20 protein-coding genes and 1 tRNA gene are annotated in these 17,237 nt (G+C 37.6%); 18 read left to right on the top strand and 3 right to left on the bottom strand.

Annotated features, from left to right (window positions below; translation table 11 throughout):
* Nucleotides 1–168: 168 nt before the first annotated feature.
* Both DD829_RS14950 and mce read right to left on the bottom strand, forming a co-directional pair.
* Nucleotides 169–242: transfer RNA gene (locus DD829_RS14950), tRNA-Ile, on the bottom strand.
* Between the two features lie 62 nt (nucleotides 243–304).
* A complete protein-coding gene (gene mce / locus DD829_RS14945; RefSeq protein ID WP_108409571.1) occupies nucleotides 305–703 on the bottom strand; it encodes a methylmalonyl-CoA epimerase in 399 nt (132 codons plus the stop codon).
* A 90-nt stretch (nucleotides 704–793) separates the two neighbouring features.
* Here mce and rbfA point away from each other — a divergent pair, with 90 nt between their 5' ends.
* From rbfA to DD829_RS14905, 9 genes are all read left to right on the top strand, one after another.
* On the top strand, nucleotides 794–1,153 hold the full coding sequence (gene rbfA, locus DD829_RS14940) for a 30S ribosome-binding factor RbfA (protein ID WP_076392997.1): 360 nt from the start codon (nucleotides 794–796) through the stop codon (nucleotides 1,151–1,153).
* Nucleotides 1,154–1,156: 3 nt separating this feature from the next.
* Nucleotides 1,157–2,362: an ABC transporter permease gene (locus tag DD829_RS14935; protein ID WP_108409570.1), complete on the top strand. Its 1,206-nt coding sequence runs from the start codon at nucleotides 1,157–1,159 to the stop codon at nucleotides 2,360–2,362.
* 47 nt (nucleotides 2,363–2,409) lie between these two features.
* Nucleotides 2,410–4,215, top strand: coding sequence for an endonuclease (locus DD829_RS14930; protein ID WP_108409569.1), 1,806 nt, complete (start codon nucleotides 2,410–2,412; stop codon nucleotides 4,213–4,215).
* 60 nt (nucleotides 4,216–4,275) lie between these two features.
* Nucleotides 4,276–5,013 (top strand): shikimate dehydrogenase family protein, encoded by a 738-nt coding sequence (locus DD829_RS14925; protein WP_108409568.1) that lies wholly within the window; start codon nucleotides 4,276–4,278, stop codon nucleotides 5,011–5,013.
* Nucleotides 5,014–5,091: 78 nt separating this feature from the next.
* Nucleotides 5,092–6,897: a DUF349 domain-containing protein gene (locus DD829_RS14920; protein WP_108409567.1), complete on the top strand. Its 1,806-nt coding sequence runs from the start codon at nucleotides 5,092–5,094 to the stop codon at nucleotides 6,895–6,897.
* Between the two features lie 60 nt (nucleotides 6,898–6,957).
* The gene (gene ribD / locus DD829_RS14915) at nucleotides 6,958–7,989 is read left to right on the top strand and encodes a bifunctional diaminohydroxyphosphoribosylaminopyrimidine deaminase/5-amino-6-(5-phosphoribosylamino)uracil reductase RibD (protein ID WP_108409566.1); all 1,032 of its coding nucleotides are present in this window, start codon (nucleotides 6,958–6,960) and stop codon (nucleotides 7,987–7,989) included.
* A gap of 101 nt (nucleotides 7,990–8,090) precedes the next feature.
* Complete coding sequence (locus DD829_RS14910; RefSeq protein ID WP_076393009.1) at nucleotides 8,091–8,273, top strand: bacteriocin-like protein; 183 nt, start codon at nucleotides 8,091–8,093, stop codon at nucleotides 8,271–8,273.
* A gap of 9 nt (nucleotides 8,274–8,282) precedes the next feature.
* Complete coding sequence (locus DD829_RS23690; protein ID WP_165796592.1) at nucleotides 8,283–8,447, top strand: bacteriocin-like protein; 165 nt, start codon at nucleotides 8,283–8,285, stop codon at nucleotides 8,445–8,447.
* A gap of 126 nt (nucleotides 8,448–8,573) precedes the next feature.
* On the top strand, nucleotides 8,574–9,176 hold the full coding sequence (locus tag DD829_RS14905; RefSeq protein WP_116547886.1) for an IMPACT family protein: 603 nt from the start codon (nucleotides 8,574–8,576) through the stop codon (nucleotides 9,174–9,176).
* On the opposite strand, the gene DD829_RS14900 is transcribed toward DD829_RS14905, so the two are convergent.
* Nucleotides 9,173–9,862, bottom strand: coding sequence for a zinc metallopeptidase (locus DD829_RS14900; protein ID WP_108410063.1), 690 nt, complete (start codon nucleotides 9,860–9,862; stop codon nucleotides 9,173–9,175). The two genes, DD829_RS14905 and DD829_RS14900, sit on opposite strands and share 4 nt — an antisense overlap.
* Nucleotides 9,863–9,967: 105 nt before the next feature.
* On the opposite strand from DD829_RS14900, the gene DD829_RS14895 reads away from it, so the two are divergent.
* The 9 genes from DD829_RS14895 to DD829_RS14860 all read left to right on the top strand — a co-directional run bounded on the left by DD829_RS14895 (nucleotide 9,968) and on the right by DD829_RS14860 (nucleotide 17,213).
* Entirely contained in the window at nucleotides 9,968–11,095 is a 1,128-nt protein-coding gene (locus DD829_RS14895; RefSeq protein ID WP_108410064.1) for a GNAT family N-acetyltransferase, read from the top strand.
* Nucleotides 11,096–11,137: 42 nt separating this feature from the next.
* Nucleotides 11,138–11,314 carry a hypothetical protein gene (locus tag DD829_RS23685; RefSeq protein ID WP_165762924.1) on the top strand — a complete coding sequence of 59 codons (177 nt, stop codon included), beginning with the start codon at nucleotides 11,138–11,140 and terminating at the stop codon, nucleotides 11,312–11,314.
* Between the two features lie 121 nt (nucleotides 11,315–11,435).
* Nucleotides 11,436–11,807, top strand: a complete 372-nt coding sequence (locus DD829_RS14890) for an NADH-quinone oxidoreductase subunit A (protein WP_108410065.1) — start codon at nucleotides 11,436–11,438, stop codon at nucleotides 11,805–11,807.
* Between the two features lie 111 nt (nucleotides 11,808–11,918).
* A complete protein-coding gene (locus DD829_RS14885) occupies nucleotides 11,919–12,479 on the top strand; it encodes an NADH-quinone oxidoreductase subunit B (protein WP_047397471.1) in 561 nt (186 codons plus the stop codon).
* A 5-nt stretch (nucleotides 12,480–12,484) separates the two neighbouring features.
* On the top strand, nucleotides 12,485–12,979 hold the full coding sequence (locus DD829_RS14880; protein WP_076393017.1) for an NADH-quinone oxidoreductase subunit C: 495 nt from the start codon (nucleotides 12,485–12,487) through the stop codon (nucleotides 12,977–12,979).
* Nucleotides 12,980–13,041: 62 nt separating this feature from the next.
* Nucleotides 13,042–14,265, top strand: coding sequence for an NADH dehydrogenase (quinone) subunit D (nuoD, locus tag DD829_RS14875; protein ID WP_076393019.1), 1,224 nt, complete (start codon nucleotides 13,042–13,044; stop codon nucleotides 14,263–14,265).
* Between the two features lie 91 nt (nucleotides 14,266–14,356).
* The gene (gene nuoE / locus DD829_RS14870; protein ID WP_076393021.1) at nucleotides 14,357–14,866 is read left to right on the top strand and encodes a complex I 24 kDa subunit family protein; all 510 of its coding nucleotides are present in this window, start codon (nucleotides 14,357–14,359) and stop codon (nucleotides 14,864–14,866) included.
* 102 nt (nucleotides 14,867–14,968) lie between these two features.
* On the top strand, nucleotides 14,969–16,327 hold the full coding sequence (gene nuoF / locus DD829_RS14865) for an NADH-quinone oxidoreductase subunit NuoF (RefSeq protein ID WP_076393023.1): 1,359 nt from the start codon (nucleotides 14,969–14,971) through the stop codon (nucleotides 16,325–16,327).
* Nucleotide 16,328: 1 nt separating this feature from the next.
* Nucleotides 16,329–17,213: a hypothetical protein gene (locus DD829_RS14860; protein WP_108410077.1), complete on the top strand. Its 885-nt coding sequence runs from the start codon at nucleotides 16,329–16,331 to the stop codon at nucleotides 17,211–17,213.
* Nucleotides 17,214–17,237: the final 24 nt, after the last annotated feature.

The following is a 17,237-nucleotide window of genomic DNA, read 5'->3' as shown; positions in this document are numbered from 1 at the left end:
TTATTGCAATATAGTATATATTTTATAATGAATAAAATATATACTATTGTCTTTATTGATTGAGCAATTAATATATGATGTATAAACAGGATTAAAAGTTCAGAAAAAACGTATCTTAAATAGCTAAAAAAAAGACACTTACGATAATGTAAATGTCTTTTTAAAAAGTGGTCCCACCTGGGCTCGAACCAGGGACCACCTGATTATGAGTCAGGTGCTCTAACCAACTGAGCTATAGGACCTCAAAACTTGATTAAATTTTGTGTTTGCAAAAATAGTAAAATTTCTTTCACTACAAAATTTTTTATTGCTTTTCTTGGCAAAGTTCTACCAGTACGCCGTTCGTAGATTTGGGATGAAGGAAGACAACTAATTTATTATCAGCACCTTCTTTCGGCTCTTCCGAGATAAATTCAAAACCTTCTTTTTTCAGTCTTTGCACTTCCTCCAGAATATTTTCCACGCCAAAAGCCAGATGATGGATGCCTTCTCCTTTTTTTTCAATAAACTTTGAGATCGGGCTATCCTCTTTACTCGCCTCCAAAAGTTCAATTTTGCTTCCTCCGACAGCATAAAAAGAAGTAACTACTCCTTCCCTTTCTACAGATTCTTGTTTGTAAGATTCCTTTCCTAGGAGCTTAGCAAAAAGTTCATCAGAAACGCCTAAAGATTTTACGGCAATGCCTATATGTTCTAATTTCATAAATATTTAAATAAATTAAGTCGTAAATTTGATACAGCGAACAAATTTCAAAGTATCAATTCAAACAAAAGTACTAAATTTGCAGAAATTATGGAAAGTAACAGACAAAGAAAAGTAGCACAGATTATACAGGAAGACTTCGCAGAACTTTTCCGCAAACAGGCTTCAGAAAGCAAACAAAGCATTCTGGTAACGGTTTCGGATGTAAAAGTAACGGCGGATCTGGGTATTGCCAAAATTTATTTAAGCATATTTCCGCAGGAGCACCGCAAAGCCGTGATGAAGGAAATTGAAGAAAATAAAGCACAATACAGAAACTTCATCGGTCAGAAAATGGCGAAGCAGGTTCGTGTAATCCCTAATCTTAATTTCTACTTAGACACTTCTCTGGACGACGTTGAAAAACTGGAACGTGAATTGAGAGGTGAAGGTGACAACCCTATTCTGTAACCCTTGAAAAACATTGCATTTTATATCGCTTCCCGATACCTTTTGTCTAAAAAAGGAAGTACTGCCGTTACGTTTATTACGTGGTTGGCAGTTGGGGCGATGACGGTTGCCGTAACTGCAATGTTTGTTATTATCTCCGTTTTTTCGGGGCTTGAAGACCTCAATAAAGAATTGATTTCAAATCTTCATGCCGATCTTACCCTTAAAAGTTCATCCGGAAAAACACTGAAAGATTTCGATAAAATTAATTCCGTTCTCAAAAGCAATAAAGAGATCAGTAACTTTTCGAGAGTTATTGAAGAAAAGGTCTACATTAGCTATAACGGGAAAGGCGATATTGCTTATTTAAGAGGGGTAGATTCTGCTTACACAAAAGTAAACCCCATTAATAAAGATGTTTTCTACGGTGCTTATCCAAGCTTCAAATATTCCAATGAAGTTTTAATGGAAAACTCTCTGGATAATAGACTTTCGATTCCTGTACCGTCCAGTTCGGATTATGCAACTATCTTTATGCCTAAACCGGGAACAGGAATCATTAATAAAGAAGAAGATATTTACAACAAAAAAGATATCCTCGTCTCCGGAGTTTTTGCAGGAAAAGACCAACTGGACAATTATATTATTGCTCCTGTTGAATTGACTGAAGAGCTTTTAAATCTTCCTAAACATTCGGCTTATCAAATCGTTATCAAATTAAAGAATCCTGAAAATACAGACTCCGTAAAGCAACAGCTTATTTCTTCCCTTGGAAAAAACATTGAAGTAAAAACCAAAGAGGAAGAAAATGCGGCATTCTGGAAAATGATCAATACCGAGAAGCTTTTTATCTATTTAATTTTTGCTTTGGTAATCTTTATTACCACCTTCAATTTAGCAGGAGCCATCATCATTCTTCAACTGGATAAAAAAGAGCAGGCAAAATCCCTTATTTCGTTAGGTTTTCCGTTAAGTCATTTAAGACAGGTTTACTTTTATACCGGAGTTTTAATTGTCGTTTTAGGAATTATTTCAGGCTTACTTATAGGAACCGGACTTTGCTATTTCCAACACTTCACAGAGTTCTTTAAAGCCAACGAAACCTTACCTTTTCCGGTGAAAATAGTGGGTAAAAATTACATCACTGTTGCGGTTACCGCATCCTTATTCGGCTTTGGAATTTCATGGGCATTTTCCAAGATCAGCAAAGATTATATTACTAAAAATTAATACGTAAGCTTTCATTTTTTCGTATCTTTGCGTCCCAATTTTTAAAAATGAAACGTAAATTATTCTCTTTTTTATTGAGCTTTGTCTTGATAAGTACTTTTGCTCAGATTCCTACGGGATATTACGACGGAACTGCAGGTCTTTCCGGAGCTGCTTTAAAAACCAAACTGAAACAGATTATTACCAACGGTCATGTAGACAATGGATATAGTGCACTATATAGTGGTTATGCAACAACGGATCGCGATAATATTGCAGGAATTCCGGGACTGGAAAACGATAATACGGTTTTAGACATGTATTCCGAGAATCCTAACGGAACAGATCCTTACTCATACAGCTATCCGGGAGCGCAGTGCGGAAATTATAACAGCGAAGGCGACTGCTACAACAGAGAGCATATCGTTCCTCAAAGTTTATTCAACAGCAATGCTCCGATGGTTTCAGATATTCATTTCATCAGACCGACCGACGGAAAAGTAAACGGAATGAGATCAAACTTTCCTTTCGGAAAAGTAGGATCGGCTTCTTTCACTTCTCAAAACGGATCAAAACTGGGAACTTCTGTTTCTCCGGGATATTCGGGGACGGTTTTTGAGCCTGTTGATGCTTTTAAAGGAGATATCGCGAGAATGGTTTTATATTTCGTAACAAGATATGAAACTCAGCTTTCAGGTTTCGGAACAGGAAATATGTTGGGAGGTTCCGCATTTCCGGGATTACAGACCTGGGAACTGAACCAATTATTGGCATGGCATATCGCAGATCCTGTTTCTGCTACCGAAATTGCAAGAAACAACGCTTCTTATACTTATCAGGGAAACAGAAATCCATACATCGATCATCCTGAATACGTTGCTGAAATTTGGGGAACTCCGGTTGCTGATACACAGGCTCCGACTGCTCCAACCAATTTAGCAACAAGCACCCCTACTTCCAACACCATTTCTTTAAGCTGGACGGCTTCTACAGATAACATCGGTGTTGTAGGATATGAAATTTATAAAGACGGGGTTTTATACGCTACGGTTACCGGAACAACGGCTACGGTTTCCGGGCTGAATCCTTCTACTACCTATAATTTTTATGTGATTGCAAAAGATGCAGCAGGAAATGCTTCTGCAGTGAGCAATACCGCTTCAGGAACAACTCTTGCAGGAGGACAGCCAGGCGGAAGCTGCGGAGCGGAAGATTTCTCCAATATTCCGGCTGCGGCTTCAAGCTACGCAACACAAACATGGACGAATAATAATATTACATGGACTGCAACAGATGCCAGAACAGACCAAAATATTAACGGAACAGGAAACAAAGCGATTACCATCAGAAACGGAAGTTTAACAAGTTCTACAATTTCAGGCGGAATTGAGAGTTTAACGGTAAAGGCTCAATTGAAATTTTCAGGGAGTGCAGGAAGTTTAAATGTTCTAATTAATGGTACGACAGTAGGAACAATTCCTTACACCTCTTCCTCTACTGCAGCGGTTACGATTAGTAACATCAATATCAGCGGAAATATTGTTATCAGTATTGTAAATCCTGTAACAGATAACAGAATTGCAATTGACGACTTGAGCTGGACCTGCTTCACTACATTGGCAACTGCGGAAGTTTCTAAAGATAAGTCTCTGTTTACCATCTATCCTAATCCTGTAAAAAACAATGAATTGTTTGTAAAAGGAGAAAATCTGAATAAAATTTCGAAAGCTCAGATTTATGATCTTTCAGGAAAACTGATCGAAACGATTGAAAATCCGTTCAGAACTTCTAATAAAATTCATCTGAAAGGTTTGGCAAAAGGAAATTATATTCTGAAAACAGATTCTTCCTCAGCGAAATTTATCGTAGAATAAAACAAAAAAATATTTATCTCAAAGACCGGTTTTTCCGGTCTTTTTTTTTAATTTTATCCTATGGATTCCAATAAAAAATTAGGCTTGATCGGGAAAAACATTTCCTACTCTTTCTCGAAAAAATACTTTGAAGATAAATTCCAGAAACTGATGTTGAAAGATTATTCTTACAACATTTTTGATTTAAACGAAATTGATGAAGTGGAAGATGTTTTTTCAGCTCCGGAATTACTGGGCTTTAATGTAACGATTCCCTACAAGGAAAAAATCATCGATTATCTGGACGAGCTGAGCGATGAAGCGAGAAACATCGGAGCCGTAAACTGTGTACTGATTGAAAACGGGAAGAAAAGAGGCTATAATACGGATGCTTTCGGGTTCGAAAAGACTTTGCTGCTTCACAAAAAACCCTACCATGATTCAGCCATCATTTTAGGAAACGGAGGTGCGGCAAAAGCAGTAAAATATGTTTTGGACAAACACGGAATTCCATCGGTTACGGTTTCCAGAAGCACGGAAATTAATTATGACAATTTAGATGCTGCTTTTGTACAGGATCATAAACTCATTATCCAGTGTACTCCGGTAGGAACTTTTCCGAATGTGGAAGACTGCCTGAATTTCCCTTTCGAAGGGCTTTCAAAAGAACATTTGATTATCGATTTAATTTACAACCCAAACTATACCAAATTCATCATCAATGCCTCTGAAAAAGGAGCCAAAACAGTGAACGGATATTATATGCTGGAACAACAGGCAGAAAAAGCCTGGGAAATTTGGAATTTTCAAAAAAAATAACATAAATTAGTACTGTATTTAGCTTTTTAGCTCTATATTTAGAGGATATTTTAATGCCACTCACATAAACGATTTGCTATGATTACAGAAAACAACCTTTCTGAAAACGAGGAAAACAAAAATTCTAACGAAGTCCCTCAGGAAAAAACATCAGAACCTGCAGAACCTCAGGATGAAAGCATTCATCATGAGGAAACGGAACATGAAGAAGAGCACGAAGAAGTAGAAATTTCTCTTGCCGATGCCCTGAAGGAAATGGAAAAAATCATCAATGTACCCAATGCAGGTGAAGATTTCAAAAAATTCAATCAGCTCAAAGAAAAAGCAAGTCATTACATCCATGATGAAGTGGAAGATAAAAAGCATGAATATGCCGAAGCGGGAAATGCTCCTGAAAATTTCAGTTATGAGCATCCTTCTCAGGCGAAATTCTCTGCTTTGGTGAATATTTTCAGAGAAAAGCATGATGCTTACCAAAAGGGGCAGGAAGAAGAACAGAAGAAAAATCTGGAGCACCGCCAAACCATCATCGAAAGGCTTAAAAATCTTTATACGAATTCCGAACCGGGAACCAATCTTTTCAAATCGATAAGAGAGATTAAAGAAGACTGGTCGAAAGCGGGACAGGTTGCGAAATCTGAATTCAAGATTCTTAACAACAATTATTTTCATCATCTGAACCAGTTTTATCAGATGCTTGATCTGAATAAGGAATTTCTGGAGCAGGAGTACAGCCACAATCTTGAAAAAAGACAACACATCATTGAGCGTGCAAAACAGCTTGAACATGAGCCTGTGATTCAGAAAGCGCTGAATGAGCTGCAATATCTTCACAAACTATGGAAGGAAGAAGCTGAACCGGTTGCAGAAGAATTCCGTGAGAAAACATGGGAAGAATTTAAAGAAATTTCCAACAAAATCCACGAAAGAAAATCTGAACTTTCTGCCGCCATTGAAACGGAGCAGAACGAGAATCTGGAAAAGAAAAATCAGATCATCGCTGAAATTAAGAAACTTTCTGAGCCCGGTGAAAATCCTAACCATAATTACTGGCAGAACGCCATCCGCAGAGTGGAAGATCTCCGTTCAGAATTTCTGAAAACAGGAAGCGTTCCGAGAAAGCTCTCTAACCAGAACTGGAACGAGTTCAAAACGATTCTGAGAGGATTCAATACAACAAAAAATACTTATTATAAATCATTAAAAGGTTCTCAGCAGGCGAATCTGGAAGAAAAATTAAAACTGATCCAGACTGCAAAAGACAACCAGAATAATGAAGAGTGGGACATCGCCGTTCCTTTATTCAAAAAACTTCAGGAAGACTGGAAAAAAATAGGTCACGTTCCGAAAAGCATGACGAATAAAATCTGGGATGAATTCCGTGATGCGTGTAATGCATTCTTCAACAATTACCGTGAAAAAAGCAACGCTTCTACGGATAACTGGAAGGAAAATTACAAGCATAAAAAGGCAATTCTTGATGAGTTAAAAACAATCGGGAACGAAGATGGAAGCATCGAAAGAATTGAAGCCATTAAAACCGCATGGAACAACATCGGAAAAGTACCGAGAGATAAAATCTCCATCAATACAGAATTCAACAAAACGTTGAGAGAAAAATTGAAATTAAATAAAATCAACGAGCTGGAACTTAAAGAAGAAGGATTATCTGAAAATCAGCTTACGGACAAAGCAAGAAAAATCAAGAGCCAGATTTCTGATCTTGAAGCTGAAATCGTAAAGCTGGAAAACAATCTCGCTTTCTTTAAAAATCCTTCAAGAGAGAATCCTATGTTGAGGGATACTTATAATTCTATCGACGAGAAAAAAGCTCATCTGGAAACTTTAAAACAAAATCTTCATAGCATTATTGCGGGAGAATAAAACTATTTAAAATATTAGAAAGCGGAGCAAAGCAATTTGACTTCGCTTTTTTCATTCAGTATGCAGGACGAATTTTATATTAAAAGAGCCATCGAACTGGCTCAGAAAGCCATCGGAAAAACCTATCCAAATCCTTTGGTGGGAAGTGTGATTGTTCACAACGGTACAATTATCGGCGAAGGCTATCATCAGAAAGCAGGAGAACCTCATGCGGAAATTAACGCCATTAATTCTGTTGAAGACCCATCTTTAATCCCCGAATCCACTATTTACGTTACATTAGAACCTTGTGCACATTACGGAAAAACGCCGCCCTGTGCTTTAAAGATTAAGGAATTAGGCTTTAAAAAAGTCGTAGTGGGAGCAATGGATTCTCATGACAAAGTGAACGGAAAAGGAAAAAAAATTATTCAGGATGCCGGAATTGAAGTAATTTCAGGCGTTTTGGAAAAAGAATGTATTGATCTTAATAAAAGATTTTTCACCTACCACGAAAAGAAAAGACCTTACATTATTCTGAAATGGGCGCAATCGGGAGACGGATTTCTGGATAAGGATTTTAAACCAACCGCAGTTTCAAATTCTTTAGTGAATCAGTTCGTACATCAGTTGAGAGCCGATGAACACGCTATTTTAGTTGGAACACAGACCGCACTGAATGACGATCCAAGTTTAACGGTAAGAAATGTGGAAGGCGTTAATCCTGTGAGAATTTTAATTGATTTTGACCTTAAAGTTCCTCAGAATTTTAAAATTTACAACGAAGAAGCAAAAACCATCGTGATTAATTCTGTAAAAGAAGAAATTGCAGATCATGTTCATTTTATTAAAACCGAAAAGGACAATTTCCTTCAGAATCTTATGGAAGCTCTTTATAAAGAGCAGATTCAGTCTGTGATTATCGAGGGTGGAAAATTCACTTTACAGCAGTTTATAGATGCCAATCTATGGGACGAAGCGATTGTTATTACCAATGAACATCTTCTTCTTGGGAACGGAACCAAAGCTCCTGTTTTTGACCGGTCAAATCCATTTAAAACTGAAATTATCAGAGATAACCGCGTTGATTTTTTTCTTTCAGAAAACATTTAAATATTTAATAATCAAAAATTTAACATAATAAATATTTTATAATTTTTCACCATAGTTTGAAATTAAATATGTAGTTTTATGATGAACTAAAAATCATCATCATGAAAAATCTGAGAAAATTATCAAAACATGAACTGAAAAGTGTTTTGGGAGGAATTGAAAAATGTTATTATCTTCAAAACGGAACAAAAGTGTGTCCTTGCAACATCCACACGCAGTATAACTGCAATGGTGTCTGTATTCCGATCGGACAGGCTTGCTTTGACCCACCTATTTCACTTTAAAAATATTATATGAAAAATCTAAAAAAACTACCAAGAAAAGAGCTTAAACATCTTGTTGGCGGAATAGCACCGGTTTGCTGTTCTTATTATCCTGCAAACCTGCAAAGATGCTGTAAAACACCTTCGAGCATGAGTTGTCCTCCACCTTGGCTGGAAGGAAGCTTTCCTTGTTAATGGATTAAAGAGAACTGTAAAGGTTCTCTTTTTTATTGTCCGTTTACGGGACTTTTCTTAAAAAAATTTTACCTTTGAACAATTAAATCTAACATTCTCAGCAGAATCATTTTTTCTCTATTATATATGTTCAATTTTAAGACGATAGAATCTCCGGTAGAAAATACTTTATTAAAAGAAAAGGGAAGCAAATTTCTTGGTTTTGCGTTTCCCGTGAACAATGAGGAAGAACTGAAAAATGCTTTGGAAAAGATTCGTGCGGAACATCCGAAGGCAACGCATCATTGCTATGCTTTCAGAATGGGACTTAACGGAGAAAACTATCGGGCAAATGACGACGGAGAACCTTCCGGAAGTGCAGGACTGCCCATTTACAACCAGTTATTAGCACACGAAATTACCAATGTTCTGGTTATTTCCGTCCGTTATTACGGAGGCACAAAACTGGGCGTTTCCGGTCTGGTAAAAGCGTACAAAGAATCGGCAAAAATTACACTGGAAGAAGCAAATATTGTTACGAAAGAGCTTGAAACTACTGTTGAGATTCAGTTTAATTTTAATCAGCAGAATATAATTTTTACTTTACTGTCTAAGTATGATGCGAAAGTCCTGCAATTTGAGGCGAATGAAAACTGCATTGTAACCGCTTCTCTGAAACTTTTACAAAAAGAAAACATCTCGGAAAAACTATCCGAGATGCAGTATGTTTCATTCAAATTTAAAGATTAATCCCTTCTTCCTCCCATTAATAAAGAGATAAAATAAAGAAGCTGTACCAAAGATCCGATTGCAGCTACTACATACGTTCTTGCCGCCCATTTCAGACTGTCTTTTACGCCTACATATTCTTCCATTGTTACCGTCCCCGTATCACGAAGCCATTTCATGGCTCTGTTGCTTGCATCATATTCCACCGGAAGTGTTACAAATGCGAAAAGCGTCGTGAAAGCAAACATAATAACCCCTATTGTAAGAACAAGTTTACTTCCACTAAATGCCATGATGACAAGCCCTCCCATAATTACAAACTGCATCAGGTTGGAACTTATGCTTACTACCGGAACCAATTTGGACCGTAACTGCAACATTGAATATCCTACTTTATGCTGAACCGCATGACCGCATTCATGAGCTGCAACAGCCGCTGCCGCTGCATTTCTCTGCATATACACTGCTTCAGAAAGATTAACTGTTTTATTTTCCGGATTGTAATGATCTGTTAACTGTCCCGGAACCGACATTACCTGAACGTCGTTAATCCCGTTATCTCTCAGCATTTTCTCCGCCACTTCTTTTCCTGAAAGCCCGTTTCTGAGATAGACTTTAGAATATTGTTCGAATTTCGATTTCAGTCTCCACGAAACCAACCAGCTCACCGCCATCGAAACAATAATAATCAAATAATAACCATTCATCTCTGTAATCTTTATAATATACTTTTCATCCGATATGATGTAAAAACTGTGCCAAAGTATTGTATTAATTTAGTTATATTTGTTCCATAATTTCACGAAAAAATCATGTCAGAGATTTCAGTTATTGAAGTAAAAAACAGCGAACAGCTAAAGCAATTCGTAAGATTTCCCATGGATCTGTACAAAAACAATCCGTATTATGTTCCGTCCCTTATTAATGATGAGATTAAAATATGGAGCACGAAAGAAAATCCTGCGCTGCAATACTCTGAAGCCAAACAGTTTCTGGCGTACAAAAATAGCAAGGTTGTCGGAAGAATTGCCTTAATGATCAATCATAAGGAAGAACGCGAACTAGGGATAAGAAAAGTACGCTTTGGCTGGATTGATTTTATTGATGATGAAAAAGTTTCTCAGGCACTCATCGGAAAAGCAGTTGAGTACGCCAAAGAAAAAAACATCGGAAAGATTGAAGGACCGATGGGTTTCACGAACCTTGATAAAGCCGGAATGCTGACTTTAGGTTTCGATAAACTGGCAACGATGATCGGAATCTACAACCATGATTATTATCCGAAACATCTTGAAAAACTGGGTTTAACCAAAGAAAAGGAATGGGTAGAATTTGAAATTATGTTCCCGGATTCCCTTCCGGAGAAAATTTACAAATTCAATGAACTGATTTCCCAGAAATATCATCTGAAAGTTTTAAGATTTAAATCTAAAGAAGAAATTCTGCAGTATGTGGATGCGATGTTTGATCTGCTGGATGAAACGTACAAGCACCTTTCTACCTACACTCCTATTTCAGATGAACAGCGAAAAACCTACAAAGAGAAATATTTCCCTTTAATCGATAAAGATTTTATCGTGTGTATCGCAGATGAAAATAACAATCTGGTTTCTTTTGCCATTACAATGCCCTCCTATTCAAAAGCTCTGCAAAAATCCAAAGGAAAACTGCTTCCTTTCGGATGGTGGCATTTTTTACAGGCAGGAAAGAAAAACGACAGGGCTAATTTTTACCTGATCGGCATTCATCCCGATTATCAGAGACGCGGTGTTACGTCCATTATTTTTAAAGAAATCTGGGATATCTTCAACAAAAAAGGAGTAAAATATCTGGAAACGAATCCGGAACTGGAAGAAAACAAAAGCATTCAGCTGTTATGGCAGGATTACAATCCCGTGAACCATAAAAGAAGGAGAACCTACGCTCTGGAAATCAAATAATTTTTCATCATCAAAAAGTAGACTTATTGTAAGTTTTAAAATATGAAACCACAACTCATCATTTTCGGAATTTTAATTGCCGGATTCATTGCATACAATTTATTTTTCCAGTTGGCGGATGACAGAACCAATACGGCGGTGAATATTATCTACGCAAGTCTCCTTTTTGCCTATATTTCCTTTATGGCGTATTCTCTCATCAGAAAAATGAAAAAATAACTGTTATTTTTAATGATTCTAAATTATCCGTTTTGCCTATTTTGGAGCCACTTTTAACCTCATAAATTTCATGCTTTCTTGTTTATTCGCTAAATTTGCAAATTGAGATAATAATGCAAAAATGAATTTACCTGAAAGTTATATTCCAATCCTTATACAAGCAGGTGTTGCGATCGGTTTCGTAGCCATTTCTTTGCTTGGAGCGCATTTTTTAGGTCCGAAACAGAAAAAAGGAAATTCTGTGAAAAACCAAAGCTGGGAGTGTGGAGTCCCGGTAGAAGGAAATGCAAGAACACCGTTTTCCATTAAGTACTTTTTGACAGCGGTATTATTCGTATTATTCGATATTGAAATCGTATTTTTTTATCCGTACGCGGCAAACTTCAGAGAATTCGGAATGGAAGGATTCCTTGCCGTTCTTACATTCGTAGCGATCTTCTTCATGGCATTTTTCTATGTATGGAAAAGAGGCGCTTTAGATTGGGATAAATAAGAAATAAGAAATTATAAATTTTAAATTACAAATTTTAGATGGTGATTTTCGATTAAAGTTAACATTAACAATAATTTAGAATCTAAAATTTAAAATCTAAAATCTACTAAAATGTCAGATAACAAACCAGTAATAAGAACAGATGCACCGGCTCCGGAAGGATTTGAAGGAGAAGGGTTTTTCGCAACAAAACTGAGCAGTGTAATCGGGATGGCAAGAAAATTTTCTCTTTGGCCATTACCATTTGCAACCTCTTGTTGCGGTATCGAGTTTATGGCTACCCTGAATCCAACGTATGATGCTTCCCGATTTGGTATGGAAAGAAACTCTTTCTCCCCAAGACAGGCAGATATGTTAATGGTTTGCGGAACGATATCCAAAAAATTAGGACCGGTACTTAAAGAAGTGTACACTCAGATGGCAGAGCCGAAATGGGTGGTTGCAGTTGGAGCCTGTGCTTCCAGCGGTGGTATTTTTGATACGTATTCTGTTTTACAGGGTATTGATAAAATTATTCCGGTAGACGTTTACGTTCCTGGATGTCCTCCGAGACCGGAACAGATTATTGAAGGTGTAATGCAGGTTCAGGCTTTGGCGGAAAGCGAAAGCATCAGAAGAAGAGATATGCCTGAATATCAGAAATTACTAGACTCTTACAACATAAGCAACTAACGGAAATGACAAACGAATTTGTATTAGAAGCAATTACAAGAGAATTTCCGGAGTCTGTTATTGCAAGTTCAGAGCCTTATGGAATGTTGACGATTGAAGTAAAGAAGGAAGATCTGAAAAAAATCGTTCACTATCTGAAAGATTCATCACTGGAAATCAATTTCCTTACCGATGTATGCGGAATCCATTATCCTGAGTTTCCGGAAAAGGAAATCGGCGTGGTTTATCACCTTCACAATATGATGACGAACTTCAGATTACGTCTGAAAATATTCATGTCCAGAGAAAACATCGAAGTAGATTCTTTAGTGGAATTGTATGCAGGAGCCAACTGGATGGAAAGAGAAACGTATGATTTCTACGGAATCAAATTTAAAGGACATCCGGATCTGAGACCTATTTTAAATATGGAAGATCTTGGTTACCACCCGATGCTGAAAGAATATCGTCTGGAAGACGGAACAAGAACAGACAAGAACGACAGCATGTTCGGAAGATAAAAAAGCGAATGGCCAATGGCAGCTAGCCAATAGCCAGAAGCAAATAGCTAAAAGCAATCATTATGAAAGATAACTCATTATCTAATATACTAAACCAATACGAAAGTAAGGAACAGATTGACGGACAGTTATACACCCTCAATTTAGGACCTACCCACCCTGCAACGCACGGTATTTTCCAGAATATCTTAACGATGGATGGAGAAAGAATCCTTCATGCAGAGCAGACTGTGGGATATATCCACAGAGCATTTGAGAAAATTTCTGAAAGAAGAAACTACTCTCAGATCACTACCCTTACCGACCGTATGAATTACTGTTCTGCGCCCATCAACAATTTGGGTTGGCACATGACGGTTGAAAAACTGATCGGCGTTGAAGTTCCAAAACGTGTAGACTATATGCGTGTTATTTTAATGGAGCTTGCAAGGATCGGAGATCACCTGATCTGTAACGGTGTAACAGGAATGGACTCCGGAGCAATTACCGGTCTTACCTATATGTTCATCGAAAGAGAACGTATCTACGATATGTATGAGCAGATCTGCGGAGCGAGAATGACGACCAATATGGGAAGAATCGGAGGTTTTGAAAGAGATTTCACTCCAAAATTCCATGAGTTATTAAAGGATTTCCTTAAAACGTTCCCGCCAAGATTCAAAGAATTCTGTACATTATTAGAAAGAAACAGAATCTTTATGGACAGAACCATCGGAGCAGGATCTATTTCTGCAGAAAGAGCATTAAGCTATGGTTTCACAGGTCCGAATTTACGTGCAACCGGTGTGGATTATGACGTGAGAGTTGCGCAGCCTTATTCTTCTTACCAGGATTTCGACTTTATCATTCCGGTGGGAACTTCCGGAGATACCTACGACCGTTTCATGGTTCGTCAGCAGGAAATCTGGGAATCTATCAAAATCATCAAACAAGCATACGAAAACCTTCCTGAAGGACCATTCCACGCGGATGTTCCGGATTTCTATCTTCCTGAAAAGGCAGATGTTTACAAGAAAATGGAAGCACTGATTTACCATTTCAAAATTGTAATGGGAGAAACAGATGTACCTAAAGGTGAAGTTTACCATGCTGTAGAAGGCGGAAACGGAGAATTAGGGTTCTATCTGGTGAGTGATGGCGGAAGAAGCCCTTACCGACTGCATTTCAGAAGACCTTGTTTCATCTACTATCAGGCGTATCCTGAGATGATTACAGGTTCTGTAATTTCAGATGCGATCGTTACAATGTGTAGTATGAATATTATTGCGGGAGAATTAGACGCATAAAATTGTAAAAAGTATCATTGTAAATTTTGCAGTGATTAAAATAAATAAGTCATTAGTACATTGTACGTTGTACAATAATACATTAAATAAAATGAGCGAAACAATAGCTTTTAAACCGGAAAGTTTAGCACAGGTACACAAAATTATCGCAAGATATCCTGAAGGAAGACAAAAATCTGCCCTTATTCCTGTACTTCATTTGGCACAGAAAGAATTCGGAGGCTGGTTAGACGTTCCGGTAATGGATTATGTTGCAGAATTATTGAGTATCAAACCTATCGAAGTTTATGAAGTAGCTACTTTCTACACTATGTTCAACATGAAGCCGGTAGGTAAATATGTTCTGGAGGTTTGCAGAACGGGACCTTGCATGGTTTCGGGAAGTGAAAAAATCCTAGACCATATCCGTACAAAACTGAACATTAAAGACGGACAGACTACGGAAGACGGAATGTTTACTTTAAAACCTGCTGAATGTCTGGGAGCTTGTGGATATGCTCCGATGATGCAGTTGGGAAAATTTTTCCATGAAAATTTAACGATAGAAAAAGTAGACGAGATCCTTGATCTTTGCAGAGAAGGACAGATCGCTTTAGACTAATAGAAATTTTAAATTCTACATTTTAGATTTTAAATTATTCACTTAACGTTTAATCATAATTAATGCAAGAAGCCAAAAGCCTATTGCAAGAAGCAAATAACAATGAGTAAAAAACTTTTACTTAAAAACGCACATATTGAAGGCATCCGCTACTTTGAAACCTACCGTAAAAACGGAGGTTATGAAGCTGCTGAAAAAGCCTTAAAAATGACTCCTGACGAAATTCTTGAAGAAGTAAAAGCTTCAGGGCTTCGTGGACGTGGTGGAGCAGGATTCCCAACAGGAATGAAATGGAGCTTCCTTGCAAAACCGGAAGGTGTTCCGAGACACCTTGTTGTAAATGCCGACGAATCTGAACCGGGAACTTTCAAAGACAGATATCTGATGGAGTTTCTTCCTCACTTACTGATTGAAGGAATGCTTATTTCATCATACTGTTTAGGTTCAAATGTTTCTTATATCTACATCCGTGGAGAATATTCGTGGATCCCCGATATTTTGGAAGAAGCCATTGAAGAAGCGAAGGCAGCAGGATTTTTAGGTAAAAATATTTTAGGAACCGGTTTCGATTGCGAAATTTACGTTCAGAGAGGTGGTGGAGCATACATCTGTGGTGAAGAAACCGCATTGCTTGAATCTCTTGAAGGTAAAAGAGGAAATCCGAGACTAAAACCGCCATTCCCGGCTGTAAAAGGACTTTGGGAAAGACCAACGGTAGTAAACAACGTTGAGTCTATTGCGGCAGTAGTTCCGATCATTGAAATTACAGGAGCTGAATATGCTAAAATAGGAGTTGGAAGATCTACAGGAACAAAATTGATTTCTGCTTGTGGAAACATCAACAAACCCGGAGTGTATGAAATCGACATGACCATTACGGTTGAAGAATTCATTTACTCTGAAGAATATTGCGGAGGAATTAAAGACGGGAAAAGATTAAAAGCCTGTATTCCGGGAGGAAGCTCTGTTCCGATTGTTCCTGCTAATTTATTATTAAAAACCGTAAACGGAGAACCTCGATACATGAACTACGAATCTTTGGCTGACGGTGGATTTGCTACCGGAACCATGATGGGTTCAGGAGGATTCATTGTTTTGGATGAAGATCAGTGTATCGTAGAACATACCATGACTTTAGCGAGATTTTATAATCACGAAAGTTGCGGACAATGTACGCCTTGCCGTGAAGGAACAGGATGGATGTACAAGATTTTAAAGAAAATCGAGAAAGGAGAAGGAAAAATGGAAGACATCGATCTACTTTGGGACATTCAGAGAAAAATCGAAGGAAACACAATTTGTCCGTTAGGTGATGCAGCAGCATGGCCTGTTGCAGCGGCTATTCGTCACTTCAGAGATGAATTCGAATGGCACATTAAAAACCCTGAATTATCACAGACTCAGAACTACGGACTGGCACATTATGCAGATCCGATTCCTGCAGTTGAGAAGAATGCTTAAGATGAAAAAAATATTGGCAGTAGGTCTAATGATGTCGGGTTTTGTTTTCGGACAGGTAAAAAAAGATACATTAGAAGAAAAAGAATATAAACTGGAGGTAACTCCATACAAAGCTGAAAAAAAAGAAAAACCTTTACCTTTAAGCAAAAAAGGTCAGGTTTTCGTTTTCTACGGATGGAACAGAGCGGCTTACAGCAATTCTGACATTCATTTCTCGGGAAACGGTTATGATTTTCAGTTAAACAATGTCTCTGCGAAAGACAGACCAACAAAATTCGGAATTGTTTATTTCGATCCAAGCTGGTTTACAGTGACACAATATAATTTCAGACTTGGTTATTTTATTAAAGATAATTTAGCTTTGGTTTTAGGAATTGATCACATGAAATATGTAATGAACCAGGATCAGACGGTTGGGTTTTCAGGAAATATTTCAGATCCGAAATATGCAGCGATGGTACAGAACGGGCAGGTAAATCTTGCCGATGAAAAGTTCCTTACTTTTGAGCATACAGACGGATTAAATTATGAAAACGTAGGACTTGAAAAATATAAAAATCTGGTTCATAAAAAGAACATTGATCTGGTATGGTCTTACGGAGCCGGAATCGGGTTTATGTTTCCGAAAAGTAATGTAAAGCTTTTTGGTAACGAGAGAAGCGACCGTTTTCACGTTGCCGGAATGGGAACCGATTTAAGATCCAGTCTTAACCTTGTATTCTGGAAAAACTGGATGCTGAGAGCAGAAGTAAAAGCCGGATACATCAATATGTGGGACATTAAAACGACATTAAATAATAAACCGGATAAAGCCAGACAGGATTTTGTTTTCGGACAGGTTCTCGCCGGAATCGGATATACATTTAATACAAAAAAGTATAATTAAAACAGAGCTTAATTGCTAAGGCAA

The sequence above is a fragment of the Chryseobacterium sp. HMWF035 genome (assembly GCF_003094695.1).
GTDB lineage: Bacteria > Bacteroidota > Bacteroidia > Flavobacteriales > Weeksellaceae > Chryseobacterium > Chryseobacterium gambrini.
Note: the sequence above shows the minus strand (reverse complement) of the source record. Positions and strands in the feature narration are given on the sequence as shown.

Excerpts from the sequence above, each read along its gene's own strand:
- rbfA (WP_076392997.1), top strand. The coding sequence starts at position 794 with ATGGAAAGTAACAGACAAAGAAAAGTAGCACAGATTATACAGGAAGAC.
- nuoF (WP_076393023.1), top strand. The coding sequence starts at position 14,969 with ATGAGTAAAAAACTTTTACTTAAAAACGCACATATTGAAGGCATCCGC.
- DD829_RS14905 (WP_116547886.1), top strand. The coding sequence starts at position 8,574 with ATGTTCAATTTTAAGACGATAGAATCTCCGGTAGAAAATACTTTATTA.
- DD829_RS14910 (WP_076393009.1), top strand. The coding sequence starts at position 8,091 with ATGAAAAATCTGAGAAAATTATCAAAACATGAACTGAAAAGTGTTTTG.
- ribD (WP_108409566.1), top strand. The coding sequence starts at position 6,958 with ATGCAGGACGAATTTTATATTAAAAGAGCCATCGAACTGGCTCAGAAA.
- DD829_RS14890 (WP_108410065.1), top strand. The coding sequence starts at position 11,436 with ATGAATTTACCTGAAAGTTATATTCCAATCCTTATACAAGCAGGTGTT.
- DD829_RS14930 (WP_108409569.1), top strand. The coding sequence starts at position 2,410 with ATGAAACGTAAATTATTCTCTTTTTTATTGAGCTTTGTCTTGATAAGT.
- DD829_RS14860 (WP_108410077.1), top strand. The coding sequence starts at position 16,329 with ATGAAAAAAATATTGGCAGTAGGTCTAATGATGTCGGGTTTTGTTTTC.
- nuoD (WP_076393019.1), top strand. The coding sequence starts at position 13,042 with ATGAAAGATAACTCATTATCTAATATACTAAACCAATACGAAAGTAAG.
- nuoE (WP_076393021.1), top strand. The coding sequence starts at position 14,357 with ATGAGCGAAACAATAGCTTTTAAACCGGAAAGTTTAGCACAGGTACAC.
- DD829_RS14880 (WP_076393017.1), top strand. The coding sequence starts at position 12,485 with ATGACAAACGAATTTGTATTAGAAGCAATTACAAGAGAATTTCCGGAG.
- mce (WP_108409571.1), bottom strand. The coding sequence starts at position 703 with ATGAAATTAGAACATATAGGCATTGCCGTAAAATCTTTAGGCGTTTCT.
- DD829_RS14925 (WP_108409568.1), top strand. The coding sequence starts at position 4,276 with ATGGATTCCAATAAAAAATTAGGCTTGATCGGGAAAAACATTTCCTAC.
- DD829_RS14900 (WP_108410063.1), bottom strand. The coding sequence starts at position 9,862 with ATGAATGGTTATTATTTGATTATTATTGTTTCGATGGCGGTGAGCTGG.
- DD829_RS23685 (WP_165762924.1), top strand. The coding sequence starts at position 11,138 with ATGAAACCACAACTCATCATTTTCGGAATTTTAATTGCCGGATTCATT.
- DD829_RS14895 (WP_108410064.1), top strand. The coding sequence starts at position 9,968 with ATGTCAGAGATTTCAGTTATTGAAGTAAAAAACAGCGAACAGCTAAAG.
- DD829_RS23690 (WP_165796592.1), top strand. The coding sequence starts at position 8,283 with ATGAAAAATCTAAAAAAACTACCAAGAAAAGAGCTTAAACATCTTGTT.
- DD829_RS14920 (WP_108409567.1), top strand. The coding sequence starts at position 5,092 with ATGATTACAGAAAACAACCTTTCTGAAAACGAGGAAAACAAAAATTCT.
- DD829_RS14885 (WP_047397471.1), top strand. The coding sequence starts at position 11,919 with ATGTCAGATAACAAACCAGTAATAAGAACAGATGCACCGGCTCCGGAA.